The 24,102-nt window shown below is 62.3% G+C and carries 25 protein-coding genes; 14 read left to right on the top strand and 11 right to left on the bottom strand.

The genetic code is table 11. The features are described 5' to 3' along the window. Nucleotides 1-121: 121 nt before the first annotated feature. From fumC to AC3CCE_RS30415, 3 genes are all read left to right on the top strand, one after another. The gene (fumC, locus tag AC3CCE_RS30425; RefSeq protein WP_023712733.1) at nt 122-1,519 is read left to right on the top strand and encodes a class II fumarate hydratase; all 1,398 of its coding nucleotides are present in this window, start codon (nt 122-124) and stop codon (nt 1,517-1,519) included. Between the two features lie 254 nt (nt 1,520-1,773). After that, entirely contained in the window at nt 1,774-2,196 is a 423-nt protein-coding gene (locus tag AC3CCE_RS30420) for a DoxX family protein (RefSeq protein WP_023694684.1), read from the top strand. Between the two features lie 138 nt (nt 2,197-2,334). Further along, on the top strand, nt 2,335-2,742 hold the full coding sequence (locus tag AC3CCE_RS30415; protein ID WP_023712732.1) for a DoxX family protein: 408 nt from the start codon (nt 2,335-2,337) through the stop codon (nt 2,740-2,742). Between the two features lie 261 nt (nt 2,743-3,003). Here the strand turns inward: AC3CCE_RS30415 and ppx are convergent, their stop codons facing one another. Beyond that, a complete protein-coding gene (gene ppx / locus AC3CCE_RS30410; RefSeq protein WP_023697723.1) occupies nt 3,004-4,536 on the bottom strand; it encodes an exopolyphosphatase in 1,533 nt (510 codons plus the stop codon). Continuing rightward, complete coding sequence (locus AC3CCE_RS30405; RefSeq protein ID WP_023700662.1) at nt 4,536-6,728, bottom strand: RNA degradosome polyphosphate kinase; 2,193 nt, start codon at nt 6,726-6,728, stop codon at nt 4,536-4,538. The genes ppx and AC3CCE_RS30405 overlap by 1 nt, the downstream gene beginning before the upstream one ends. 233 nt (nt 6,729-6,961) lie before the next feature. On the opposite strand from AC3CCE_RS30405, the gene AC3CCE_RS30400 reads away from it, so the two are divergent. Together AC3CCE_RS30400 and AC3CCE_RS30395 are read left to right on the top strand one after the other, a co-directional pair. After that, nucleotides 6,962-7,207, top strand: a complete 246-nt coding sequence (locus AC3CCE_RS30400) for a zinc-finger domain-containing protein (RefSeq protein WP_023705697.1) — start codon at nt 6,962-6,964, stop codon at nt 7,205-7,207. 19 nt (nt 7,208-7,226) lie between these two features. After that, nucleotides 7,227-8,465: an FAD-dependent monooxygenase gene (locus tag AC3CCE_RS30395; RefSeq protein WP_352510819.1), complete on the top strand. Its 1,239-nt coding sequence runs from the start codon at nt 7,227-7,229 to the stop codon at nt 8,463-8,465. Nucleotides 8,466-8,684: 219 nt separating this feature from the next. Here AC3CCE_RS30395 and AC3CCE_RS30390 read toward each other — a convergent pair whose 3' ends face one another. The 6 genes from AC3CCE_RS30390 to AC3CCE_RS30365 form a co-directional block, all read right to left on the bottom strand. Then, the gene (locus AC3CCE_RS30390; protein ID WP_352460565.1) at nt 8,685-9,350 is read right to left on the bottom strand and encodes a TIGR02117 family protein; all 666 of its coding nucleotides are present in this window, start codon (nt 9,348-9,350) and stop codon (nt 8,685-8,687) included. A gap of 105 nt (nt 9,351-9,455) precedes the next feature. Next, on the bottom strand, nt 9,456-10,259 hold the full coding sequence (locus tag AC3CCE_RS30385; protein WP_023671483.1) for an amino acid ABC transporter ATP-binding protein: 804 nt from the start codon (nt 10,257-10,259) through the stop codon (nt 9,456-9,458). An 84-nt stretch (nt 10,260-10,343) separates the two neighbouring features. Then, entirely contained in the window at nt 10,344-11,501 is a 1,158-nt protein-coding gene (locus AC3CCE_RS30380; RefSeq protein ID WP_023684325.1) for an amino acid ABC transporter permease, read from the bottom strand. 4 nt (nt 11,502-11,505) lie between these two features. Next, on the bottom strand, nt 11,506-12,693 hold the full coding sequence (locus AC3CCE_RS30375; protein ID WP_023684326.1) for an amino acid ABC transporter permease: 1,188 nt from the start codon (nt 12,691-12,693) through the stop codon (nt 11,506-11,508). 62 nt (nt 12,694-12,755) lie between these two features. Beyond that, on the bottom strand, nt 12,756-13,784 hold the full coding sequence (locus AC3CCE_RS30370; protein WP_023684327.1) for an amino acid ABC transporter substrate-binding protein: 1,029 nt from the start codon (nt 13,782-13,784) through the stop codon (nt 12,756-12,758). An 89-nt stretch (nt 13,785-13,873) separates the two neighbouring features. Next, nucleotides 13,874-14,065 carry a hypothetical protein gene (locus AC3CCE_RS30365; RefSeq protein WP_023684328.1) on the bottom strand — a complete coding sequence of 64 codons (192 nt, stop codon included), beginning with the start codon at nt 14,063-14,065 and terminating at the stop codon, nt 13,874-13,876. A 178-nt stretch (nt 14,066-14,243) separates the two neighbouring features. Between AC3CCE_RS30365 and AC3CCE_RS30360 the strand changes: the two genes are divergently transcribed. From AC3CCE_RS30360 to AC3CCE_RS30340, 5 genes are all read left to right on the top strand, one after another. Then, nucleotides 14,244-15,413, top strand: a complete 1,170-nt coding sequence (locus AC3CCE_RS30360; RefSeq protein WP_023824488.1) for a cystathionine beta-lyase — start codon at nt 14,244-14,246, stop codon at nt 15,411-15,413. 225 nt (nt 15,414-15,638) lie between these two features. Next, a complete protein-coding gene (locus AC3CCE_RS30355) occupies nt 15,639-16,727 on the top strand; it encodes an HPP family protein (RefSeq protein ID WP_023727878.1) in 1,089 nt (362 codons plus the stop codon). 103 nt (nt 16,728-16,830) lie between these two features. Then, nucleotides 16,831-17,499, top strand: coding sequence for an RNA polymerase sigma factor (locus tag AC3CCE_RS30350; protein ID WP_050588467.1), 669 nt, complete (start codon nt 16,831-16,833; stop codon nt 17,497-17,499). A gap of 115 nt (nt 17,500-17,614) precedes the next feature. Then, entirely contained in the window at nt 17,615-18,139 is a 525-nt protein-coding gene (locus tag AC3CCE_RS30345) for a DUF4142 domain-containing protein (protein ID WP_023697729.1), read from the top strand. A 10-nt stretch (nt 18,140-18,149) separates the two neighbouring features. Continuing rightward, the gene (locus tag AC3CCE_RS30340) at nt 18,150-18,461 is read left to right on the top strand and encodes a cupredoxin domain-containing protein (RefSeq protein ID WP_023743015.1); all 312 of its coding nucleotides are present in this window, start codon (nt 18,150-18,152) and stop codon (nt 18,459-18,461) included. Here the strand turns inward: AC3CCE_RS30340 and AC3CCE_RS30335 are convergent. Beyond that, nucleotides 18,437-19,321, bottom strand: coding sequence for a crotonase/enoyl-CoA hydratase family protein (locus AC3CCE_RS30335; protein ID WP_023743016.1), 885 nt, complete (start codon nt 19,319-19,321; stop codon nt 18,437-18,439). The genes AC3CCE_RS30340 and AC3CCE_RS30335 overlap by 25 nt on opposite strands. An 83-nt stretch (nt 19,322-19,404) precedes the next feature. Between AC3CCE_RS30335 and AC3CCE_RS30330 the strand changes: the two genes are divergently transcribed. After that, on the top strand, nt 19,405-19,995 hold the full coding sequence (locus AC3CCE_RS30330) for a TetR/AcrR family transcriptional regulator (protein ID WP_352510821.1): 591 nt from the start codon (nt 19,405-19,407) through the stop codon (nt 19,993-19,995). Nucleotides 19,996-20,094: 99 nt separating this feature from the next. Here AC3CCE_RS30330 and AC3CCE_RS30325 read toward each other — a convergent pair whose 3' ends face one another. Together AC3CCE_RS30325 and AC3CCE_RS30320 are read right to left on the bottom strand one after the other, a co-directional pair. Beyond that, complete coding sequence (locus AC3CCE_RS30325; RefSeq protein ID WP_031246522.1) at nt 20,095-21,321, bottom strand: anion transporter; 1,227 nt, start codon at nt 21,319-21,321, stop codon at nt 20,095-20,097. A 765-nt stretch (nt 21,322-22,086) separates the two neighbouring features. Next, nucleotides 22,087-22,323 (bottom strand): hypothetical protein, encoded by a 237-nt coding sequence (locus AC3CCE_RS30320; protein WP_023671471.1) that lies wholly within the window; start codon nt 22,321-22,323, stop codon nt 22,087-22,089. A 274-nt stretch (nt 22,324-22,597) separates the two neighbouring features. On the opposite strand from AC3CCE_RS30320, the gene AC3CCE_RS30315 reads away from it, so the two are divergent. From AC3CCE_RS30315 to AC3CCE_RS30305, 3 genes are all read left to right on the top strand, one after another. Further along, a complete protein-coding gene (locus tag AC3CCE_RS30315) occupies nt 22,598-22,924 on the top strand; it encodes a hypothetical protein (RefSeq protein ID WP_023712723.1) in 327 nt (108 codons plus the stop codon). 594 nt (nt 22,925-23,518) lie between these two features. Further along, nucleotides 23,519-23,686 carry a Thivi_2564 family membrane protein gene (locus tag AC3CCE_RS30310; protein WP_023689889.1) on the top strand — a complete coding sequence of 56 codons (168 nt, stop codon included), beginning with the start codon at nt 23,519-23,521 and terminating at the stop codon, nt 23,684-23,686. 13 nt (nt 23,687-23,699) lie between these two features. After that, complete coding sequence (locus tag AC3CCE_RS30305) at nt 23,700-23,993, top strand: hypothetical protein (RefSeq protein ID WP_352510822.1); 294 nt, start codon at nt 23,700-23,702, stop codon at nt 23,991-23,993. Nucleotides 23,994-24,102 lie beyond the last annotated feature (109 nt).

Raw genomic sequence — 24,102 nt, 5'->3', positions numbered from 1 at the left:
AGGATTCCGAAGGGCGGCGCTACTGCTTCAACCGATTTACTGCCTGCCGGCCGCAATCTCTGCTTGAAGGCCATTGTGCAACGCGATACGCCGTTGCCGAATTCGATCGTCGGAGAGACAAGTGACCGCTGCCAGGACCAGAACCGAAACCGACACGTTCGGCCCCATCGAGGTTGCCGCCGACCGTTACTGGGGCGCGCAGGCGCAGCGTTCCCTCGGCAATTTCAGGATAGGCTGGGAAAAGCAGCCGGCCTCGATCGTGCGTGCGCTCGGCATCGTCAAGCGAGCGGCGGCGGAAGCCAATATGGAGTTGAAGCGGCTCGATCCGGCAGTCGGCAAGGCGATCATCGAGGCGGCGCAAGAGGTGATCGACGGCAAGCTGAACGATCATTTCCCGCTGGTCGTCTGGCAGACCGGCTCGGGCACGCAGTCCAACATGAACGCCAACGAGGTGATCTCCAACCGGGCCATCGAACTTCTGGGCGGCGTCATGGGCTCGAAGAAGCCGGTGCACCCTAACGACCACGTCAATATGAGCCAGTCGTCGAACGACACCTACCCGACAGCCATGCACATCGCGTGCGCCGAGCGCATCGTGCACGATCTGCTGCCGGCGCTGAAGCATCTGCACGCTGCGCTCGAGGTCAAGACGAAGGCCTTCGCCCACATCATCAAGATCGGCCGCACCCATACGCAGGACGCGACACCCCTCACGCTGGGCCAGGAATTTTCCGGCTACGCCGCGCAGGTGGCCTCTTCGATCAAGCGCATCGAGATGACGCTGCCCGGCCTGCAGGAACTGGCGCAGGGCGGCACCGCCGTCGGCACCGGCCTCAACGCGCCGGTCGGCTTTGCGGAAAAGGTGGCGGCGCGCATCGCCGACATTACCGGCATTGCCTTCGTCACCGCGCCGAACAAGTTCGAGGCGCTCGCCGCGCACGATTCCATGGTGTTCTCGCATGGCGCCATCAACGCGGCGGCCGCCGCCCTCTTCAAGATCGCCAACGACATCCGCTTCCTCGGCTCCGGCCCGCGCTCGGGCCTCGGCGAACTGTCGCTGCCGGAAAACGAGCCGGGTTCCTCGATCATGCCGGGCAAGGTCAACCCGACCCAATGCGAGGCTCTGACGCAGGTCTGCGTGCAGGTGTTCGGCAACAACGCCTCGCTGACCTTCGCCGGCAGCCAGGGCCATTTCGAGCTCAACGTCTACAACCCGCTGATGGCCTACAACTTCCTGCAGTCGGTGCAGTTGTTGGCCGACGCCTCGATCTCCTTCACCGACAATTGCGTCGTCGGCATCGAGGCTCGCGAAGACAACATCAAAGCCGCGCTCGACCGCTCGCTGATGCTGGTGACCGCGCTGGCGCCGACGATCGGGTACGACAATGCCGCCAAGATCGCCAAGACCGCGCACAAGAAGGGCACCACCTTGCGCGAGGAAGCACTGGCCACTGGGCTGGTCAGCGAGGCAGACTACGACCGGCTGGTGCGGCCGGAGGACATGACGCATCCGGGTTAAGCCATTCCAGGGAAAGTGCCTTGCGTTTCCTCGGGAAGCGCGCAGCCCTCTTCTTGGGGATTGCGTCAACTAGAAATCCGAATTTGTGGCGGGACAATTTGCTCCCGCCGCTGCTGGCCGCGACAAGAATTTTGCGTCGGTCGAACGATCCCGAAATGTACGTCCTGTGAACAATGTGTCGCCGGACTGGCGGCTTTGGTGAACAGTCGGCTTGGTCTATCTGACGGGACATCAACCCTTTTCGGAGAGCCACCATGTCCATCAACACTTCCGCTGCCGGCGCCGGCATCGCGTCCAACAGTTCCACCACCATCCTGCTCGGCCGCATCCTGCTCGCCGCCATCTTCCTGCTTTCCGGCTTCGGCAAGCTCACCGCCATTTCGGGCACCGCCGGCTATTTCGGCGCCATGGGCCTGCCGGTGCCGACCGTAACGGCCATTGTCGTCGGCCTGATCGAATTGCTCGGCGGCCTTGCCGTGCTCGTTGGCTTTCAGACCCGCATCGCCGCCTGGGTGCTCGCGGTCTTCACCATCGCCTCGGCCTTTGTCGCCCATACCGGCTGGGCCGACCAGAACCAGATGATCCATTTCCTGAAGAACGTCGCCATCACCGGCGGTTTCCTGCTGCTGGCTTCCTCGGGCCCTGGCGCCTACTCGATCGATGCCAAGCGCGGCTGAGCTTTCCCTTCCCAAGCCTGAAAAAAGCGGCGTGGAATTTTCCACGCCGCTTTTTCGTTGTCTGCCCAAGCGCACGCTCGTCCCATCCCTGCTAGGATCGGTCTCGAAACAGCCGGCGGACAGACAACGGAGATCACCATGCCCCGCGATGCATTGCTTCTGATTTCCCGGCTGCTGCTCGCCGCCCTGCTCGTTCCCTCCGGCTACCACGCGCTCGCCGACATTGCCGGGACGACCGGCTATTTCGCCGGCCTCGGCATGCCATTGCCGACGCTTGCCGCCTGGGGCACCGGGCTGTTCGAGTTGATTGCCGGTCTCTTGATACTGGTCGGCTTTCAGACGCCGGTCGTTGCGATACTTCTTGCCGCTTTCTGCATCGTTGCGGGCTCCATCGGCCACTACGGCCAGGGCGGCGATGACCCGATGCTCACCTTCCTGCACCAGCAGATGCTGATGAAGGATATTGCTATCGCCGGTGGATTCCTGGCGCTAGCCATGGCCGGCGCCGGGGCCTGGTCGATCGACGGGCGCCGCGCCGCGGTCTGATATCGTCAAATATCGTCCCGGTTGAACCATCGATGCCCGAGGCAGGTCGACCCCCACTCCGTCTCGGCTTCGCCGAGCCACCTCTCCCCCGATCGACGGGGTAGAGGAAGGGCGCGAGCCTATTGCCGCCAACGCTTTCCAACGAGGCTCCCTTCCTTTCCCTCCGGAGGGGAAGGTGGCGCTGCGAAGCAGCGACGGACTGAGGAAGCCGGTCCTCGAACGCGAGTTCGACGACGACATGGTTTTGCTGTCAGGCCGCGCCTACTTCACCGACACGCTCTGCCCACCCTCGACCGCCAGCACCAGCCGGCGGTTGGTGATCCGCGCCAGTTGCGCCAGCCGTCCGGCCGGGCGTTCGCCGTAAAGATCGGAAAGTGAGGCCGGCAGCACCAGCGCCAACGTGCCATTGCCGCGGTTTTCCCATTTCAGCCGCGGCATGACGCCGGGCATGGCCGCAGTCAGCAGATAGACGACGCGCAGCACCGCCGCCAGGATGCGGGCGCGCTCGAGATAGCGCGGCGTCGCCAGGCCGCGGATTTCCGGCGCCGCATCGTTGAACACGCCTTCGTGGCGGAACAGGCCGACCAGCGCCAGGAAGGCACGGCCGGGGTGATCGACGCCAATGAAGGAGGCGTGGGCAATGATGTTGAGCGACTGCTTGCCGCGATATTCCGGGTGTGCGCGCCAGCCTATATCGGCCAGCAGACAGGCAGCGTGGCGATAGCGCGCCTCATCCTCCGTCTCGTCGATGCCGAAGGCGGCAAAGGTCTTGTCCGTCCATTCGACAAGCTCATGCGCATGGGTGACCGAGCGCGACCGCAGCCGCGCCAGTTCCTCCGAAGCGGAGACCAGCGGATCGGCCTTCTGCTCGGCAGGGTCGAGCAGCGAATAGAGAAACCCTTCGCGCACGCCCAATGCCGAGACGATGATCTTCGACGGCTGCATCGCCGCCATGATCTCCTGCAGCACGACCGCGCCATAGGGCAGCAGCGAACGGCGGTTCTTCGACACACCTTCGATGCCCTTGACCTTCTCGATCTCGCCTTTCGCCACCTGCTTCAGGAAATTGGCGGCGCTTTCGACACCGATCTCATAGTGGTGCATGACGCCAAGCGGGTAGTTGGTCATTTCCATGTGCAGCCGGGCAAGGTTTCGCCAGGTGCCGCCAACGGCGTAAAAGGGCCGTCCCAGCCCGCCCTTCAACAATTTGGCGCGCGCCAGTTCGTCGCGGGTGATCTTTGCCGCCTGGGCGAGCGAATTCCTGGCCATGTCCTGCAGCCGCAGGCCACCCAGCGGCAGCGTGATGCCGTCGCCGATCGCCTCGCCATTGATGTCGATAAGCTCCAGGCTGCCGCCGCCAAGATCGCCGGCAATGCCATTGGCGGGGTGGAAGCCCGAAATGACGCCAAGCGCTGAATAATGCGCCTCCTGCCGGCCAGTGAGCACGCGGATCTCGGTCTTGAGCACATCCTGGGCGCGGTGGATGAAGTCGGGTCCGTTGATCGCTTCGCGGGCCGCGGCCGTTGCCAGCACAAACATGTGCTCCGCACCCGCCTGGTCGGAGAGCGCGCGGAAACGGCGGAACTCCTCCATCGAGCGCGTCACCGCCTCGGGATCGAGCTTGCCGGTCGAAACGATGCCGCGGCCGAGACCGGCCAGCATCTTTTCGTTAAACAGCAAGGTAGGCGAGCGCGCCAGCCCTTCATAGACGACAAGGCGGATCGAGTTCGAGCCGATGTCGATGATGGACAGCGGCCGGCGATCCTGCAGCCGGCCTTGGGACGTTGAAATCATCAGCCGGTGTTCTTCTTGCGACGCTTGAACTGCGCGATGCGCTTGGGCGCATGCGACTTCAGCGCGTCACCCCGTCCCGACAGGCTCGGATTGGTCATGAAATATTCCTGCGCGTTGAACGGTTCCTCACCCTCCTCCAGCACGACGCGCCGGGAGGTTCCGTCAGCCAATACGTCGAAACTTTGCTGGTTGTCCATGATGTTGCCCAGCATGATCTGGCCAAGGATCTGTTCATGCACCGTCGGATTAGTGATCGGCACCATAGTCTCGACGCGGCGGTCGAGATTGCGTGGCATCAAGTCGGCCGAGGCGATGTAGACGATCGCCTCGTCCGACGGCAGGCCATGGCCGTTGCCGAAGCAGTAGATGCGGCTGTGTTCGAGGAAGCGGCCGACGATCGACTTGACCCTGATGTTTTCCGACAGGCCGGGCACCTGCGGCCGCAGGCAGCAGATGCCCCGCACGACGAGATCGATCTCGACGCCGGCACGGCTGGCGTCATAGAGCGCGTCGATGATGTTGGGATCGACGAGCGCGTTCATCTTCATCCAGATGCGCGCCGGACGGCCAGCCAGCGCGTAGGCGACCTCGTCGGCAATGTGCTTGAGGATACGGCTGCGCAGCGTAAACGGCGAGATGGCGATCCGCATCTCATCGGTCGGCTCGGCGTAGCCGGTGATGAAGTTGAACAGCTGGGCGACATCGCGCGCGATCGTCGGATCGGTGGTGAAGAAGGACAGGTCGGTGTAGATGCGCGCGGTCACCGGATGGTAGTTGCCGGTGCCGAGATGTACATAGTTGCGCAGCTTGCCGTCCTCACGCCGCACCACGAGCGACATTTTCGCATGGGTTTTCAGTTCGAGGAAGCCGAACACGACCTGGACGCCGGCGCGTTCGAGGTCGCGCGCCCAGCGGATGTTGGCTTCCTCGTCGAAGCGCGCCTTGAGCTCGACCAGGGCGGTCACCGACTTGCCGGCCTCGGCCGCGTCGACCAAGGCGCGCACGATCGGGCTGTCGTTGGAGGTGCGGTAGAGCGTCTGCTTGATTGCCACCACCTCCGGGTCGGCCATTGCCTGGCGCAGGAACTGGACCACCACGTCGAAGGATTCATAGGGGTGGTGGACGACGATGTCCTTCTCGCGGATGGCCGCGAAACAATCGCCGCCATGCTCGCGGATGCGCTCGGGAAAGCGCGGATTGTAGGGGGTGAACTTCAGGTCGTCGCGCGGCACGGCGACGATCTCGGAAATCTGGCTGAGCGCCAGCGGGCCGGTCAGAACGCTGATGCGGCTCGAAGAGACGCCAAGCTCGCCGGCGACGAACTCGCGCAATTCACCGGGCATCGACTTGTCGAATTCGATGCGGATGACCGAACCGCGGCGGCGCCGCTTCAGCGCCGTCTCGAACAGGCGCACGAGATCTTCCGACTCTTCCTCGACCTCGATATCGCTGTCCCGGATGATGCGGAAGGTGCCGGAACCCTTGACCTCATAGCCGGGGAACAGCTTGCCGATATAGAGGCCGACAGCCTCCTCCAGTGGGATGAAGCGAACGTGCTGCTTGCGGTCGGGCAGGCGGATGAAGCGCTTCAGCGCCACCGGCAGGCGCAGAAGCGCGCTCATCTCCTCGCCATTCTTGCGATGGCGCAATTGCAGCGCCATCGAGAAGCCGAGATTGGGAATGAACGGAAACGGATGCGCCGGGTCGATCGACAGTGGAGTCAGCACCGGGAAAACCTGGTCCTGGAAATGGTCTTCCAGCCAGACTTTTTCATCCTTGGTCAGTGCATCGCGGGTGATGCTCTCAATGCCTTCCTTGTTGAGCAGCAACATCAGCGCCGAAAGGCTGTTCTGCTGGTCCTCCTGCAGCCGCTCGACCTCGCGCAGCAATTGTTCCAGCTGCTGCTCCGGCGTGCGGCCGTCGGGGCTCTTGAGCGCAATGCCTTCGCGCACCTGGCCCGCAAGGCCGGCGACGCGGACCATGAAGAATTCATCGAGATTGGCGGCCGAAATCGACAGGAAACGGACGCGTTCGAGCAGCGGATGGTGCTCGTTCTGTGATTCCTCGAGCACACGCCGGTTGAACTGCAGCCAGGAGAACTCACGGTTGACGAACCGATCGGGGTTGCCGCCCTCGGGGCTCGCCACCTCGACATTGATGAATTCGCTCTGCACCGGCTTCAGTTCGTTCATGGTTCCTGCTCTTCCCCGCCAACCGTCCCTTGGAGCGCCGCTGGACGTGCCATGCCTCTAACACGCTTTTGTGACGCATGGCCCTTCGGCGAAAACCATTCCGATTTCAGGGACATGCACTTAACCGGCTCACCGTATCCTCTGACAGGCTTTTGCGACAGTTTCATTTCATCGATCTTGCAAACAGGCCTGTTATGTTCCAGATGCTTTTCGACGAGATCAAGGAGACGACGATGGCAGGCGGTTCCATTCCCCATTTCCAGAACGATGCGGGCCATCCGGCAATCGACATCGGCGTCAAGGAATTCATGTGCACCGGCGCCAACCCGCCCTTCGACCACCCACATGTGTTCCTCGACATGGGCGACGACAATGAAAAGGTCTGCCCGTATTGCTCGACGCTCTACCGCTATTCGGCGAAGCTGAGGGCGACGGAAACGCTGCCGGCTGGTTGCCTTTATATCGACCAGGCCGCCTGATCCTTCCGCGACAAGCCCGATGGAAGACATCAGGTCCCGGCAGGTCATAATCGCCGGGGCCGGCATCGCCGGGCTGACCGCTGCCCTTGCCTTCGCTGGACGGGGTTATCCGGTAAAGCTTATCGAACAGGCACAGCACCTCGAAGCGGCCGGCGCCGGCATCCAGCTTTCGCCCAACGCAACACGCATTCTTGGAAAACTCGGCGTGCTCGACCGACTGCTGCCCGCAGCGTTGCGGCCGGAAGCGGTCGTGCTCAAGGACGCCGGGACGCTGCGCGAACTGGCGCGGGTACCGCTCGGGCACGCCGCCGAAGCGCGCTGGCAGTCGCCCTATCTTGTCGCCCATCGCGCAGATCTGCAGGCAGCGCTGCTGGGGCAAATGGCCGAACGGCCAGAGATTGAGCTCATCACCGGCGCCCGCGTGACCGGCATCGTCAAAGACGCGCAATATGTCGCCGTGACCGCCGAAGTGGACGGCCGCGAGATCGAGGCACGCGGCAAACTGCTGGTCGGCGCCGACGGCGTCTGGTCGGCGGTCCGGGCGCAACTCGCAGGCGAGGACTTCGTCAAAAGCCGTTTTTCGGGCGAACTCGCCTGGCGGGCTACAATCGCAGCCGACGGTGCGGCCGGAGAAGCCTTTGCCGCGATCGGCGCCGCCGACTGCGTCACCACGTTCCTGCATCCTGGCTTCCACATGGTCGCCTACCCCGTCAGCAAAGGCCAGGCCTTCAATCTCGCCGCCTTCACCAAGGGTGAGCGCATGGCCGAAGGTTGGTCGGGCCATGCCGATCCCGCGATCCTCACGGCTGCCCTGCGCGGCACCGCGCCGGGCCTGACGAAGCTTGTGGCACTGGCCGGCCCATGGACGGCCTTTCCGATCCACACCGTCGAACAGAAGCGGTGGACGAGCCCGCAGGGCGTCGCGCTGATCGGCGACGCCGCGCACGCGATGACGCCGTTTGCCGCGCAGGGCGCGGCAATGGCGATCGAGGATGCCATCACGCTTGCCGACGCTATCGCCGATTTCCCTGGCGATCTGCCCAGAAGTTTTCGAATCTGGGAAAATCTTCGGCGGCCGCGTGTCGCCAAGGCCGCGCGTCGTGGGGCCGTAAACCGCCTCGCCTGGCATGCTGCCGGCCCGGTGGCGATCGCCCGCAATCTGTTCCTGGCCATGCGCTCGCCCGACAAGCTCGCCGCCGACCTCGACTGGCTCTATGGATGGCGAGCGGACACTCGGCAGTCTAGATCGTCGACGTAGCGATCCTTCCCACTCCCCTCTGTCCTGCCGGACATCTCCCACGCAAGGGGGGAGATTGGATGTCGCCGTCGCCTTCGCCAAAATCGCCGGCGTTGCAGCAGGAGCGCGGGCAAAACGGCTGATCTCCCTCTTGCGGGGGAGATGGCCGGCAGGCCAGAGGGGAGTGCTGTCCCGCTGACTTCAAAAGATCCAACACTGTCGCGGTGCGATGAAGGACTGCTAGTTATAAAACCGCATCGACAAGCCCAGCGAGGCCGGCAGCGGGTTCCACCAGCCGGTGCGCAGGCCGGCGGTGCGCAGGCCGGCGGCTGTCCAGGTGTTGCAGCCGACAAGCGCGTTGAAATGGCCGTTCGCCTCGAAGAAGCGGTCGAAGCTGGAATAGGCGGCGTTCTCGATGACGATCGGACCATTCGGCCCTTGCTGGAAACTCGCGTCGATATAGTCGAGCAGCGCTGCAAAACGTTCCTCATCGATGTCGAAACCGGTGACAGCAGGGTGCGGCTCGGCGATGGCCCCGGCGATATCGACATGCATGACCGAGGCGTCCAGTGTCAGCGCCTTGAGGACGGGCACTGTCTTCAGCTGCGACCAGCTCGGCGTCTCCAGATAGAAGGCCCGGCCGCCCCAGCCAAAGACGATGTAGCGCACTTCCGGGGCGTCGACAGGGATGCCGGCAGCGACCAGGAAATGGAAGCGCCGGCGCACCTCGTCATCGACGGGAATGGCGATGTCGGTGTGGATCGGATTCTCCAGCACCAGAATATGGCGCGTGCCCTCACCCGCCGCTGACGCCGGCCACAGCGGACGCGGCACCAGCGTGCCGAGCGTGGCAGCGAGCGCGACCACGATAATCAGCATGGCCACGAAACGCAGGGCTTTTCTCATGCGGCGGCGGCTTTGTGTTTCAATGGAGAAGATCAACCCCGACCCCAGATAGCAAAAGAGCCCGGCCGCATTACGGCAGGGCTCTTTTGCTTCGCATGAAAATGCTCAGTGCAGGATCTGCGACAGAAACAGCTTCGTGCGCTCGTGGCGCGGATGGTCGAAGAACTCGGCCGGCGTGTTCTGTTCGACGATCTGGCCCTGATCCATGAAGATCACCCGGTTGGCGACTTTGCGGGCAAAGCCCATTTCGTGAGTGACGCACAGCATGGTCATGCCTTCCTCGGCCAGGCCCACCATCGTCTCCAGCACTTCCTTGATCATTTCGGGATCGAGCGCCGAGGTCGGCTCATCGAACAGCATGATGCGCGGGTTCATGCACAGCGAACGCGCTATCGCCACGCGCTGCTGCTGGCCGCCCGACAGCTGGCCCGGATATTTGTTGGCCTGTTCGGGGATCTTGACGCGCTTGAGGAAGTGCATGGCGATTTCCTCGGCCTGCTTCTTCGGCGTCTTGCGCACCCAGATCGGCGCCAGCGTGCAGTTCTCCAGGATGGTCAGATGCGGGAACAGGTTGAAGTGCTGGAACACCATGCCGACCTCGCGGCGCACCTCGTCGATCTTCTTGAGATCGTTGGTGAGTTCCTTGCCGTCGACGATGATCTTGCCCTTCTGGTGCTCTTCCAGCCGGTTGATGCAGCGGATCATGGTCGATTTGCCCGAGCCCGAAGGACCGCAGATGACGATGCGCTCGCCGCGCATCACTTTGAGGTTGATGTCCTTCAGCACATGGAACTCGCCATACCATTTGTGCATGCCGATGATGTCGATTGCGACATCGGTGGTCGAGATGTGCATCTTCTTGGCATCGACCTTGATCTCTTCGGCGCTGACGGCGTTTTCTATGACCATGGCAGGTTCCCCTTTTTGTTCTGTCTTTTAGCTATGATGCATGTCGTTGTCCCAAAACCGCTAAACACTTTTGGGCGACATGCATCAACGTTTGTGGCCGGTGTCGAGCCGGCGTTCCGTATACATCGAATAGCGCGACATGCCGAAGCAGAACAGCCAGAAGACGAAGGCAGCGAAAATCAGGCCGGACTTGGTGGTCTGCGGCGTCGCCCAGTTGGGATCGGAGAAGTTCTGCTTGACGACACCGAGTAGGTCGAACATCGAGATGATGATAACCAGGCTTGTGTCTTTCAACATGCCGATGAAGGTGTTGACGATGCCGGGTATGACCAGCTTCAGCGCTTGCGGCAGCACGATCAGGTTCATCTTCTGCCAGTAACCGAGACCAAGCGAATCCGCCCCCTCATACTGGCCCTTGGGGATCGCCTGCAGACCGCCGCGCACCACCTCCGCCATGTAGGCGGCGGCAAACAACGAGAAGCCGATCAGCGCCCTGAGGAACTTGTCGAAGGAAACGCCGGGGGGCAGGAACAGCGGCAGCATGACGCTGGCAAAGAACAGAACGGTGATCAGCGGGATGCCGCGAACGAATTCGATGAAGATGACGCACAGCATCTTGACTATCGGCATCTTCGAGCGCCGACCAAGCGCCAGCACGATGCCGAACGGCAGCGACACTGCAATGCCGACAAAGGCCAGGCTGAGCGTCACCAGCAGGCCGCCCCATAGCTGCGTCTCGACATGCGGCAGGCCGAACATGCCGCCGACCAGCAGCACGAAAGCGACGATCGGCAGCACCAGGAAAAGCAGGATCGCGTTCAGCCCCTTGCGCGGCACGCGCGGGATCAGCAGCGGCACCAGCAGCGCCACGAACAGTATGGCGACCAGGATCGGCCGCCAGCGCTCCTCAATAGGATAGCGGCCGAGCATGAATTGGCCGAACTTGGCGTTGACGAACGCCCAGCAAGCGCCGGACCAGCCATCCGGCTGAACCCCGCCTTGCGCCGCCGTGGCGCATACCGAGCGATCGGACCCTACCCACTGGGCGCTGATGAAGGCCCAGTTGATGATTGGCGGCAGGATCATCACCACCAGTGCGATGCCCAGTACGGTCAGGATGGTGTCGCCCACCGAACCGATCAGGTTCTTGCGGACCCAGGCGATAGGCCCCCGCACGCCGGCCGGCGCCTGTTGCGCCAGTGCCATTTCGGTCCGCACCCAAGCGGTATCATGTTCCTGCATGGCCTTACCTCTCCACCAGCGCCATCCTGGCGTTGACCACATTCATGACCGCCGACGTCACCAGGCTGATGACGAGATAGACGACCATCATGATCAGCACGTTTTCGACCGCCTGCCCCGTCTGGTTGAGCACTGTGCCGGCGGTCGCCGTCAGGTCCGGGTAAGCAATAGCGATGGCCAGCGACGAGTTCTTGGTCAGGTTCAAATACTGGCTGGTCAGCGGCGGGATGACGATGCGCATGGCTTGCGGCACGACGACTAGCCGCAGGATCGATCCCGGCCGCAGCCCCAGAGCGCCAGCCGCTTCCGACTGGCCCTTCGAGACGCCGAGAATGCCGGCACGCACGATCTCGGCGATGAAGGAGGCTGTGTAGCAGGACAGCGCCAGATAGAGCGACAGGAATTCCGGCCCGATGTGGAAACCGCCGGCCAGGTTGAAGGTCGATTGCTTCGGAAAATCGAAGGTCAGGGGAAAGCCGCTCAGCGCATAGGCCAGAATCGGCAGGCCGACGATCAGCGCCAGGGACGTCCAGAATACGGGAAACTGCTGACCGGTCGCCATCTGCCGCTGGCGCGCCGTGCGGGCGACGAACCATGCCATGGCGATGCCGACAAGCAAGGCGACAAAGATCAGCCAGGAGCCATCACCCCAGATTGCACGAGGAAGATAGAAGCCGCGCTGGTTGAGAAACGAGCCGAATGGCAGGTTGATGCTTTCACGCACCACGGGCAAGACCGCCAGCACGCCCGAATACCAGAAGAAGATCACCAGCAGCGGCGGGATGTTGCGGAAAATCTCGACATAGACCGTGCAGATCTTGCGGATCAGCCAGTTGTGCGACAAGCGGCCGATGCCGACGATGAAGCCGATGATGGTTGCGGTGATGATGCCGGCAACGGCGACGATGAGGGTGTTGATCAGCCCGACGACAATGGCTTTGCCATAGGTATCGTCCGAGTTGTAGGGGATGGCGCTGACTGAGATATCGAAGCCGGCACGGCTTTTCAGGTAGCCGAACCCGGAAGAAATGTGCAGGCGCTGCAGATTGTCGATGACGTTGTGGACAATCCACCAGACGCTCGCCACCAGCAAGACGACAACCACCGCCTGGAAGACAACTCCACGGACTTTTGGATCGTTGATGAAGGAACCGCGGCTCGGCTCCTCGCGTAGGACTTCCTGCGACGCCATTGCCCATCCCCTGCAAAGAGAAACCGGAAGGCAGACAATCTGCCTTCCGGATCGCATTTCGATCAGCGGATCGGTGGCGCGTATTGCAGGCCGCCCTTGGTCCACAGCGCATTGATGCCGCGCGCGATCTTCAGCGGGCTGCCGGTGCCGACATTGCGCTCGAACATCTCACCGTAATTGCCGACTGCCTTGACGATGTTGACGACCCAGTCATTGCTAACGCCGAGATCGGTGCCGATCTTGGTTTCGGGTTCCTGGCCGAGCACGCGCTTGATCTCCGGGTTGTCCGAGGTCTTCATCTCGTCGACATTGGCCTGGGTGATGCCCAGTTCCTCTGCCTGCAGCAGCGCGAAATAGGTCCACTTGACAATGTGGTACCACTGGTCGTCCCCCTGGCGCACGGCCGGGCCGAGCGGTTCCTTGGAGATGATCTCGGGCAACACGACATGGTCTGCCGGCGCGCTGAGCGTCAGGCGGATGCCGTAGAGACCCGACTGGTCGGTGGTGTAGACATCGCAACGGCCCGCGTCGTAGGCGGCGTTGACCTCTTCAAGCTTTTCGAAGACGACCGGGTTGTACTCCATCTTGTTCGCCTTGAAGTAGTCGGCGAGGTTGAGCTCGGTCGTGGTGCCGCTCTGCACGCAGACTGCCGCACCCGAAAGCTGCAGCGCCGAATTGACGCCCGGCAGCTTCTTGGCGTTGATCATGAAGCCCTGGCCGTCATAATAGGTGACGCCGACAAAGTTCAGGCCAAGTGCCGTATCGCGATTGATGGTCCAGGTGGTGTTGCGCGACAGGATGTCGACTTCGCCCGACTGCAGTGCGGTGAAGCGCTCCTTGGCGCTGAGCGGCGTGAACTTGACCTTGGTGCCGTCGCCGAAGACGGCGGCCGCGACCGCGCGGCAGAAATCCACATCGATGCCTTTCCATTCACCCTTGTCGTCAGGCGCAGCGAAGCCGGCAAGACCTGTGTTGGTACCGCACTGGATGAAGCCTTTCGCCTTGACGTCGTCGAGCGTGCTCGCCGACGCGGCCGAAGCCATCCATCCAAGCGCAGCGGCGCCGAGAATGCCAATTGCAATGTGTTTCATAACCCACAGACCCTTTTCTGTTTTCAGGTAAACCCTGATCCTCAGGCAAATCCTGATCTTTTCCCGCGTGAACCCGGCTCCCATCCGGCTCATTCCCGGAACCCCGCGTCGTAACCGACGCCCGGCCCCTCCCATTCACGAACTGCATCGAAGGCGATTATCTCTGTGAGGTCAAGGGAAATGACCGTTTCACGACAGCTTTGAAAACCAATTGCCGCAAATGCCTGAATTGCAGACAACAGCATCAGGAAAGCAGCAAGCCCCGCAAATAAAACCGGCAAAGTCCGTCGACGCTAATACACATCCACTCATGAAATCCGCGGCTCTGGATCGCCGCGCATTCCAGACTATTCATGGGGGAATTGGCCTATGCAAAGGGCACCGCCTGGCGGGCGCCCGCTGTTGCACGGCCAATGCCGCCGCTCTATGGCTAGCGCTTTCACCACAAGGCGAAGAGCAATGGCGACTGACGGCAACGAAATGGGTATCAACACGCGGCTTGCCCATTCGGGCAACAATCCGCACGACTATTTCGGCTTCGTCAATCCGCCAATCGTGCATGCCTCGACCGTGCTCTATCCCAATGCGTCGGCGATGGCGGCGCGCAGCCAGAAATACACCTATGGCACACGCGGCACGCCGACCACCGATGCGTTGGCGCATGCGATCGACGCGCTGGAAGGCTCCGCCGGCACCATAATCGTGCCGTCGGGCCTGGCGGCGGTGACCGTCCCGTTGCTGGCGTTTCTCTCGGCAGGCGATCACATCCTGATTGTCGATTCCGTCTACCATCCGACCCGCAATTTCGCCGACACGATGCTGAAGCGGCTGGGTGTCGAGGTCGAGTATTACGCTCCGCATGCCGGCGCCGGCATCGCCAGCTTAATCAAGCCGAACACCAAAGTCGTGTTTACGGAATCACCGGCCTCCAACACCTTCGAGGTGCAGGACGTTCCGGCGATCGCCAAGGCCGCGCATGAAACGGGCGCCATCGTCATGATGGACAACACCTGGGCAACGCCGCTCTATTTCCGTCCGCTCGACCACGGCGTCGATATCTCGATCCATGCGGCGACGAAATATCCGGCCGGGCATTCGGACGTGCTGCTGGGCACAGTGTCTGCCAATGCCAACTGCTGGAAGCAGCTTTGCGAGACGTTCTACACGATGGGCTGCTGCGCCGGCCCCGACGACGTCTACCAAGTCCTGCGCGGCCTGCGCACGATGGGCGTTCGGCTGGATCACCATCAAAAGAGCGCGCTTGCCATTGCCGTCTGGCTTGAAGGCCAGCCCGGCGTGGCCCGCGTGCTGCACCCGGCGCTTCCCAGCCACCCCGACCACGCGGTGTGGAAGCGCGATTTTTCCGGCTCTAGCGGCATCTTTTCCATCGTGCTCAAAGGCGGCGGCCAGAGACAGCAGCATGCCTTCCTCGATGCGTTGAAAATCTTCGGTCTCGGCTATTCCTGGGGCGGCTATGAGAGCCTCGCCGTGCCGGTCTTCCTCGGCGACCGTACCGTCGCCAAGGGCCCCTATGACGGCCCGCTGATCCGGCTGCAGATCGGACTCGAGGATGTCGAGGACCTCAAGGCCGATATCCTGCGCGGGCTGGAAGCGGCCGCTGCGGCATGACACCAGCAAACTTGCGAAGCTGATTCCGCTGGTCCGCCCAACCCGTTGAAAGGATTGGCGAGCGACTTTCGCAGGCGATCGACGTCGCAAAGCCGCTCATGGGTCGACCAAGCGCAATGTTATTTCCGCAATGCGCGCTTTTTCGGATCGGTTTGACTTTCAAAATCGTCGGTCCAACGCCATTGCAGGCGCTGCGCGCACAATTCCAGCCGGACTGAGCTTGCCATGGCCTTTCGTCTCTTTGTCCCCATTCTCGCCGGCGCGACGCTGCGCGAGCGCCTCATCGCCTGCATCGGGGCGATGATCGGCATTGCGCTGACCGGCGCGATCGGCGCGCTGGTGCTTGGCAATGGCCCGCATGTGCCGCTGCTGGTGGCGCCGATGGGGGCGTCGGCGGTGCTGCTGTTTGCGGTGCCTGCAAGCCCGCTGGCGCAGCCATGGTCGATCATCGGCGGCAATACAATATCGGCGCTGGTCGGCGTGATCGTGGCCCATTTCGTCCATCAGCCCGTTCTCGCCACGGGCATTGCCGTGGCGATGGCGATCGCCGCCATGTCGTTCTCGCGCTGCCTGCATCCGCCGGGCGGAGCCGCCGCACTGACCGCCGTGCTCGGCGGGCCGGCCGTGATCGGTGCGGGCTTCCTGTTTCCGTTCGTGCCGGTGGCGCTGAACTCCATGATGCTGGTCGCGCTCGGCTATGCTTTCCACAGGCTGTCGCGACGCAGCTACCCGCATGTGCCGGCCCCTGCCCCGAAAAGCACGCACGGAACCATCGATCCGCCGGCTCAGGAGCGCATCGGCTTCCGGGCCGAGGACATCGATGCCGCGCTGGCTGCGCTCGACGAGACCTTCGACATCGACCGCAACGATCTCGAACAGCTGCTGCGACAGGTCGAACTGCAAGCGACGATGCGCGCACACCGAACCATGTTGTGCGAGGACATCATGTCCCGCGACGTGATTTCGGTCGATGAACACGCGTCCGCCGATCGGGCGCGTCATCTGCTGCTCGACCACAATATCCGCACGCTGCCGGTTGTCGACAAGGACGCCAGGTTGGTCGGCACCGTTGGATTGAGGGAATTGGCGCGAGCCGACGAAGCCGTCGGAAGCGTTACGTCGACAGCGTCGACCGCCGCCGCCGGTACGCCCGCCATGGCCCTGCTACCGGTGCTCACCGACGGCCGCACCCATGCAGTCATCATCGTGGACGGGGACAGCCGCATCCTTGGCCTGATCACGCAGACCGACCTGCTTGCGGCCACGGCGCGAGTGCAGGCTGCTGACAAGCCGCTGGCGGAAGCAGTATTCTAGGCGCCGTCGGAGCCGGGCGAAAATGGCCGGGAACCTTTTGCCGGCGATGTCATCCAATGTCTTGATCGAGGTTTCGGACGGGGATTGGATCGAGGAACTGGCCATGCCTGCTATATCTGTACCAATGCCCACGGCTGCTTCAAGCGAGATGCTTCTCGTGCGCCGCGCGCTGGCACGCGAGGGCAACGCCTTCTGCATCATCATGAAGACCCATAATCAGCGGCTCTATCGCATCGCTCGCGGGGTGGTGCGCAACGATGCCGAAGCCGAGGACATCGTCCAGGAGGCCTATGTCAGAGCCTTTGCCCATCTCGATGCCTTTCGCGGGGAGTCCTCATTGGCCACCTGGCTGTCGCGCATCGTCATCAACGAGGCGCTCGGCCGTCTGCGCAAAAGGCGGCGGACGGTGGCGAAAAACCCGCAAGCCGAAATCATCCAGTTCCCCCTCAATCCCAGCGACGATCCGGAGCGGACGATGGCGCAGCGGCAGATCCTCGAGTTGGTGGAACGGGCGACCGACAGCCTGCCCGATGTTTATCGGACGGTGTTCGTGGCGCGGGTTATCGAGGGGCTCAGTATCGAGGAGACCGCCGAGCTGCTTGGCGTGCGGCCGGAAACCGTCAAGACAAGGCTACACCGCGCCCGCGCCCTGGTACGCAAGGCACTCGACGACCAGATCGGGCCGGTGCTGCTCGACGCCTTCCCGTTTGCCGGCCGGCGCTGCGACAGGCTGACCAGCGCCGTCATGCAGCGGCTCGGCCTGGAGAGCTGATCATCGGCTGATTTGGCCGATTTCCCCGGGAACGTTTGCCGCCGCTGCGCATCCAATGACCGTCAACTGAAAAACATGGCCCGGCGCGATCCCGCGTCCGGGCGAAGGAGATGCCATGCTTACCCGACACACCGCCGCCCTCGCTGCCTTGCTGCTGCTTGGCGCTGCCCCGCTCGCACAAGCCGCCGACAAGCCGACGGACCCGCAGATCGCCCACATCGCCTACACGGCAGGCGTCATCGATGTGGAAGCCGCCAAGCAGGCGATCAAGAAATCGAAGACCAAGGAGGTCGTGGATTTCGCCAACGACATGGTGCGCGACCACGAAGCGGTCAACGCGCAGGCACTGGAACTGGTAAAGAAGCTGAAGGTGACGCCGGAAGACAACGCAACCAGCCAGGCGCTGACCAAGGCTGCGGCCGAGGAGCGGGCGAAGCTCGCCAAACTCGACGGCGCAGCCTTTGACAAAGCCTATGTCGACAACGAGATCGCCTACCACAAACAGGTCGACGGCGCGCTTGAAACCCTTTTGATCCCATCGGCCAGCAATGCCGAGTTGAAGAGCCTGCTGCAGACCGGCCTGAAGATTTTCCAGGGCCATGAACAGCACGCCGAGCATGTTGCAGGTATGCTGAAGTAAGGACCAGGCCATGTCGAAACGGCTGCTATGGATTGCACTGGCGCTGGTCTTCGGGACCTCACCCGTGCAGGCCGAAACCATCCAGGTCACCATCGACAAGCTTGTCTTTTCGCCGACCACCGTCGAGGCGAAGGTCGGCGACACGATCAAGTGGGTGAACAATGACGTGTTCGCCCACACGGCTACCGTCAAGGGCGGCTGGGAAGTGATGATCCCGCCGAAGTCAACAGCGAGCCTGACCCTGCAGAAGGCGGAAGCGGTCGACTATTTCTGCCGCTTCCACCCCAACATGAAAGGTCATCTGGCCGTGACGGCGCCTTGATCGCGGTCCGCAAGCCCGTCCTGCTGCGTTGAGGCTCGCCTGGCTTCATCCGGCCGGGTGATGTGCGTCCACGAGCCGTGACAGCCCGGCTGGCGGCGTGCGATCCAGGCATCCAGCCCTTCGCGCAGATCAGCGGTCGGAGCCATGCGGGCGAACTGCTCGGCCTCGACAGCCAAGCCATCCGCGATGCTCTGGTTCAGGCCGCGCGCCACTGCTGTGAGGATCGAGGCAATTGCTGCAGGAGAATGCCTGGTCACGCGCCGGGCGAGATCAATTGCGGCGGGCATCAGCTCCTCATGCGGCACCACCTGATTGACGAGGCCGAGTTCGAGGGCGCGCGGCGGCGGGAACCAATCGCCGGTCAACAGCAGCTCGAGCGCCCGCTTGCGCCCTGCCAGCCTCGGAAGCCGCTGCGTGCCGCCGAAAGCAGGCGGCATTGCAAGGTTGATCTCAGGCTTGGCGAACAAGGCGCGGTCGCTGGCGATAGCGAGCGGCACGGCTTCGGTGATCTCGCAGCCGCCGCCGAAGGCGATGCCGTTGACGGCGGCGATGACGGGCTTGCGGAATGCCTCCAGCCTTGCAGTCAGCCGCTGTCCGCGCATGACGAAGTCGCGCAGGGCAACGTCGACGCCGATGGCCACGCTGCCTGAGAATTCAAGGATGTCGGCGCCGGCGGAGAAGGCGCGCGCTCCTGCTCCAGTGAGGATGATGGCGCGGATGGCATCGTCGGTCTCGGCGGCATCGAGGAGCGCAAGCAGGCGATCAATCAGCGCATAGTTCAAGGCGTTGAGCTTTTCCGGCCGATTAAGTGTGAGGATGGCGATCCCGTCGCGGGCCTCGGTGAGCACAAGCTCGGTCATGTCTTTTCCTTCCCTGTGTTTGTCGACCGGAGAGGATCAGGCTTTCGGTTGTATGTATATTCACTAGTCGGTATACTTGCCCTATGAGCGAAGCACCGAACCCCACCCGCAAACGCATTGTCGATGCCGCAACGAAGCTGTTCTATGCCGAGGGGATCGGCCGCGTCAGCGTCGATGCAGTGGCGGAAAAAGCCGGGCTGACCAAGCGCACGCTCTACTATCACTTCAAGAGCAAGGACGATCTGATCGCCGCCTATCTCGACGGTCGCGACCAGCCGAACCTCAAGCAGATGGCCGGCTGGTTCGAGATGGCCGAAGGCGGTGTCGAGCGCAAGGTCGAGGCGATTTTCACCAATCTGGCACGCGTGGCGAAGCACCCGAAATGGAGAGGCTGCGGCTTCCTGCGCACGGCAGCCGAACTCGCTTCCATGCCCGGACACCCGGCCGTTAAAGCGGGGGCGCGGCATAAGCAGAATTTCGAGACCTGGCTGGCCGGCGAACTCTCAGGCCACGGTGTCGACGAGCCGCGGACCCTGGCGCGCGAAATCGTGCTTTTGATGGACGGCGCGTTCTCGATCATGCTGATCCACCGCAACCCCGACTATGTCGAGGCCGCCGGACATGCAGCTGCAACGCTGGTTCGGGCAAGGTCAGGGTCGGCGACTATCCGCTAGAGCGTTCACCGTTTAATGGAGACGGCGAAACACGCTATCTCTTTGTTTTGACGCAATTCCGGACCGAAAAACCGCTTCACACTTTTTCCTGGAATTGCTCTAGAATCCAGCCGCCAGCCATGCCGTGCCGACGGCAAGGGTCAGCAGCGTCAGCGGCAGGCCGACCTTGAAGAAGGCTGAGAAGGACAGCTGCGTGCCGGCCGCCCGCGCCTGTTCGGCGATGATCAGGTTGGCGACCGAGCCAAGCAAGGTGAAGTTGCCGGCCAGCGTCGAACTCATCGCCACCACCAGCCAGGCACGCCCGGGGTTTTCAAGGCCGGGTATGAATGGCCGCAGCGCCAGCACGGCCGGAACATTGCTCATGAAGTTGGAGAGCACCGCGGTGAAGCCCGATAGACGCCAGACGTCGTCCAGCCCGAGGTTCTTGGCCGAGGCGATGATGTCGGGCGTCAGCAGCGTCTTTTCGGCGCCGGCGACAACGATGAACAGGCCGGCGAACATGAACAGCAGCGGGCCGTCGATCTCGCGGTAAATGCGTGCCGGCTTGATGGCGCGGGTGAGCAGCAGGATGGCGCCGCCGATGAGCGCTGCCTTGGCAACCGGAACGCCGGCGAAGAAGGCGATGGCCAGGCCAATGCAGACAACCACCGCCTTCAGCACCTGTCCCGGCAGCATGCGGCCGCGATAGACTTCCGGGTTGAGATCGGCGGTGCGGGCGAATTCGGCGCGGTAGACGATGCGCACGATGACGACGACCGCGACGAGGCCGAAGAGGGCAACCGGCGCCAGGGCGGCCGAAAAGGCTGGGTAGGAAATTCCCGACAGCGCGCCGATGACCATGTTCTGCGGGTTGCCGGTGATGGTGGCGACGCTGCCGCAGTTGGACGCGGTGGCGGTGGCGATCAGATAGGGAATGGGATTGCGGTTGATGACACGGGTAACGTGGACGACGATCGGCGCCATGACCAGGCAGATGGCGTCGTTGACCAGGAACGCCGACAGCACGCCGGTCAACAGCGTCACCATGACCAGCAGCACGAAAGGCGCGTGTGCATGCTCGATAGCGTAGGCGCCAAGCGCCCGGAAGGCGCCGGACACCTTCAGATGCGCCACCACGATCATCATGCCGAGCAGCAGCGTAATGGTGTCGAAATTGATGGCGCGATAGGCATCTTCCATACTGAGTGCGCCGATGGCGATCATCGCCGCACCCCCCAGCAAGGCGATCCCTGCCCGGTCGAGACGGAGGCCTGGAATACGCCCGATTGCGACGCCGGCATAAGTCAGGACAAGGATCAAAAGTGCCGCTGCGCCCATCAATGTCATTGGCAGACATCCTTGTCCAAACGAACCGACGCAGGAACGGACTGTTCCCGCTCAGGCATTTGCCGGGCAGCTTTAACGCCGCTCCAGCAAAGCGAAAGCCTATAACGATCCGAATGCGAAAATCGGTGGGCAAAATCGCGGGTCGACCGATGCCGGGAGCAACCGGAGCTTGATCTTGAGACGGCCGAAATTGGGAATGAGAGACGCGCGGCGGACTGCCGGTGGCCTGAGATTGCCATCCGCGAAACTTCCCCCTCGGGAGGCTCGTGGCTTATGTAATTAAATTCTAATTTAAGCTTTCCGGGTATGGATAGCTTAGCTATATTTCGGCCGTGGGGTTTCAGATGGTCCAGGTTCTTGAGAGGGAATGCCGTGTCTCGGAAAACGAGGCTCTGCTGGCCCGCCCGATGGAATGTCCACAATGCCACGGAACCCGCAAGGTGTTTGTCTGTGCCCGGTGGGCGAGCTCGAACGGCCATTGCTGCCCCGGAGGAACACACCGGCTCAGTTGCCCCGGTCACAGCGTCGCGTGCATGGAGTGCGAAGAGAACCTTGAGCCTATCTGAAAGCGATCGCGACTATTTCCTGTTCGGAAAACGCAAAAAGCCCGCTCCGGCGAACCGGAGCGGGCTTTGCAACCATACGCCAAGAGTACCCTGCTGAGACCAGTACCCTGCCGAGAGCAGACCCGCTTTGCGTTTCCGCCACCGCAATAAATTGGTAGCGGCACTCCAGAAAAGCGATTGTTGGCTAACCGCCGTCGAATTACTCGCCCGACTGGCCGTCGCCAGTCACACTGCTGCCCAGAATTCCAAAGTCCTGAGACTTAGTTCCTTGTCCCGCAGTCAGGAATCCATCCGCATCCAGGCCGCGCCGCAGCAGTTCCCGCACCGCCGCGGACCGGCTTGGCATGCGCTTTTCGAAGCGCCAGTTTTCCAAGGCAGCCAATTCCTCGGCTGTCAGCATGATCTGCAGTCGCTCGGGTCGTTCCAGCTCGGCCATTCGCGCCTCCAACCGTCAAGACCAAAAAATATGGTGAGTTAGTATGTGTCTCAATTGCAGTATAGCTAGGGGTCCCCGTGCAGCGCGTCAAGAGAGGCTGATGGGTGACTCACATACAAGACCAACGATGAGGAAGACACGCCGATAGCACAACCCGCGCAGTCTGCTAACTACTTGATTTACTTGAGAATACTTTATTTTCTTCTTGCCATCTGAAGGTCGTTGGCGCATCTTGACCACGACGGGACAACCGGCTCCTGAAAGGAAGGTTTCCATGCGCTACGGATATTCGGCTCGGCTACGGGAGGATCTCAATTCACGGGTCCTGGGCGCGCTGCGCTCGCGCGGAATGGTCAATATTGCGGTGGTTGCCGAGGACATACGATTGCGTAACCTGGACGAGAACGTCGCCCTTGAAGATGTCGAGCGGCTTGTGATGCAGACGGCCCAACTCTACGGCGCGGTGATGGAGTTGGACGGACTGACCTCCGTCGAGGCGGGGAGATTGACTTCGCTTGCCGACGATAAGCACGAACTGCCTGGCATCGGCAATTCCGACACCACAGGCGGCCAAACCGCTCCCCTGCTGGGATTGTCCTAAGGCGCGACCCGCTCTTTCAATCGACAAAAATCCGCGAGAGAGATTTGGACCGAGCGCAGCGGCGCCTTGAGCGTCCAGACAACGCCTTGTTCCCCAAATTCCAGGGATTCCAATCCCCGCATGTTTGGATGACGTATTCCCCTACCCCAAATTCCCCACCTGCTCGATTTGCCCGTTCCGCGGTAGCTGAGATGCACGTGCGAGGTTTCGGTTCCCGTCGTCCCCTTGGGACGGCAATTGTTCTCCTGCGAAAAGGCGATCACCCGCCGGGCGGCGCCGGATCTCAGGGCTCGCGCAAATGTCGACAACGAAGCGCAACTCAGGCCGTCTTTGTCGGAAGCTCGTCAACCCGAGGCGTTCTCCCGTTAGCCCGCCTGACGCCAGCAACAAGTTGCCTGGAACTGTGTCGCCGATGGCAAACGACAACCATTGCGGCAAACAGGCCCTGATCGGCGTTCAGCTTCAAAGGCCGCGGAACGCTGTTTCGGAGCCTTTACGTTGCGCCGGCGGCTTCGCATCGACAGGAACCAATCAACGGTCAGAGCGTTTGCCGCTGCGTACTCTTTTCAGACATGGCCAATCGGAGTGAGGGACATGGCTTCATCGGCACTTATCGGCATTCTGATCACCTTCCTGGTGATCATCCTGGTGCTCTATCTCATCCAGCGTCTGCCGCTCGATGGCCGCACGAGGCAGATCGCGCAGATCGTTGTCATCATTATCGGCATTATTTCGCTGTTGAAATACCTGGCCATATTTTAGGATAAGGGTCGCCATGACATCCCAAACAATGGCATGGATCATCGGAACGGCGTTGTTTGCAGCAACAAGCACGGCCTACGCCCGACCCGACACGCGTTCGATGACCTGCGAGGAGACGCAGCGCCTGATCCAGAGCCATCACTCGGCGGTGTTGACGACCGGCCGGAATACTTACGATCGCTATGTCCGCCAATACGGCAACGAGTGCGACTGGCCGGAGGTGCCGGTCGCTGCCTCCGTTCCGACACGTGATGGCCAGTGCCGTGTCTATTGGTGCCGGGAACCGGTGTTCGATTTCCCGAACTGACACATCCAGCAGCCTTGCGGCGGTCGTAGCCAGGCGCTGCCGGGTCCAGACAATGCATTGCGCGAGGCGACATGGAACCCTTGCGCTGCGGGTGAATTGATTGTGCGCA

It is taken from the genome of Mesorhizobium sp. P160187 (genome assembly GCF_057766425.1).
This window is presented reverse-complemented; position numbering and strand designations above follow the sequence as displayed.

What these genes read in the sequence shown, in the direction of transcription:
- AC3CCE_RS30420 (WP_023694684.1), top strand. Translation starts at nt 1,774, where the DNA reads ATGTCCATCAACACTTCCGCTGCCGGCGCCGGCATCGCGTCCAACAGT.
- AC3CCE_RS30415 (WP_023712732.1), top strand. Translation starts at nt 2,335, where the DNA reads ATGCCCCGCGATGCATTGCTTCTGATTTCCCGGCTGCTGCTCGCCGCC.
- ppx (WP_023697723.1), bottom strand. Translation starts at nt 4,536, where the DNA reads ATGATTTCAACGTCCCAAGGCCGGCTGCAGGATCGCCGGCCGCTGTCC.
- AC3CCE_RS30405 (WP_023700662.1), bottom strand. Translation starts at nt 6,728, where the DNA reads ATGAACGAACTGAAGCCGGTGCAGAGCGAATTCATCAATGTCGAGGTG.
- AC3CCE_RS30400 (WP_023705697.1), top strand. Translation starts at nt 6,962, where the DNA reads ATGGCAGGCGGTTCCATTCCCCATTTCCAGAACGATGCGGGCCATCCG.
- AC3CCE_RS30395 (WP_352510819.1), top strand. Translation starts at nt 7,227, where the DNA reads ATGGAAGACATCAGGTCCCGGCAGGTCATAATCGCCGGGGCCGGCATC.
- AC3CCE_RS30390 (WP_352460565.1), bottom strand. Translation starts at nt 9,350, where the DNA reads ATGAGAAAAGCCCTGCGTTTCGTGGCCATGCTGATTATCGTGGTCGCG.
- AC3CCE_RS30385 (WP_023671483.1), bottom strand. Translation starts at nt 10,259, where the DNA reads ATGGTCATAGAAAACGCCGTCAGCGCCGAAGAGATCAAGGTCGATGCC.
- AC3CCE_RS30380 (WP_023684325.1), bottom strand. Translation starts at nt 11,501, where the DNA reads ATGCAGGAACATGATACCGCTTGGGTGCGGACCGAAATGGCACTGGCG.
- AC3CCE_RS30375 (WP_023684326.1), bottom strand. Translation starts at nt 12,693, where the DNA reads ATGGCGTCGCAGGAAGTCCTACGCGAGGAGCCGAGCCGCGGTTCCTTC.
- AC3CCE_RS30370 (WP_023684327.1), bottom strand. Translation starts at nt 13,784, where the DNA reads ATGAAACACATTGCAATTGGCATTCTCGGCGCCGCTGCGCTTGGATGG.
- AC3CCE_RS30360 (WP_023824488.1), top strand. Translation starts at nt 14,244, where the DNA reads ATGGCGACTGACGGCAACGAAATGGGTATCAACACGCGGCTTGCCCAT.
- AC3CCE_RS30355 (WP_023727878.1), top strand. Translation starts at nt 15,639, where the DNA reads ATGGCCTTTCGTCTCTTTGTCCCCATTCTCGCCGGCGCGACGCTGCGC.
- AC3CCE_RS30350 (WP_050588467.1), top strand. Translation starts at nt 16,831, where the DNA reads ATGCCTGCTATATCTGTACCAATGCCCACGGCTGCTTCAAGCGAGATG.
- AC3CCE_RS30345 (WP_023697729.1), top strand. Translation starts at nt 17,615, where the DNA reads ATGCTTACCCGACACACCGCCGCCCTCGCTGCCTTGCTGCTGCTTGGC.
- AC3CCE_RS30340 (WP_023743015.1), top strand. Translation starts at nt 18,150, where the DNA reads ATGTCGAAACGGCTGCTATGGATTGCACTGGCGCTGGTCTTCGGGACC.
- AC3CCE_RS30335 (WP_023743016.1), bottom strand. Translation starts at nt 19,321, where the DNA reads ATGACCGAGCTTGTGCTCACCGAGGCCCGCGACGGGATCGCCATCCTC.
- AC3CCE_RS30330 (WP_352510821.1), top strand. Translation starts at nt 19,405, where the DNA reads ATGAGCGAAGCACCGAACCCCACCCGCAAACGCATTGTCGATGCCGCA.
- AC3CCE_RS30325 (WP_031246522.1), bottom strand. Translation starts at nt 21,321, where the DNA reads ATGACATTGATGGGCGCAGCGGCACTTTTGATCCTTGTCCTGACTTAT.
- AC3CCE_RS30320 (WP_023671471.1), bottom strand. Translation starts at nt 22,323, where the DNA reads ATGGCCGAGCTGGAACGACCCGAGCGACTGCAGATCATGCTGACAGCC.
- AC3CCE_RS30315 (WP_023712723.1), top strand. Translation starts at nt 22,598, where the DNA reads ATGCGCTACGGATATTCGGCTCGGCTACGGGAGGATCTCAATTCACGG.
- AC3CCE_RS30310 (WP_023689889.1), top strand. Translation starts at nt 23,519, where the DNA reads ATGGCTTCATCGGCACTTATCGGCATTCTGATCACCTTCCTGGTGATC.
- AC3CCE_RS30305 (WP_352510822.1), top strand. Translation starts at nt 23,700, where the DNA reads ATGACATCCCAAACAATGGCATGGATCATCGGAACGGCGTTGTTTGCA.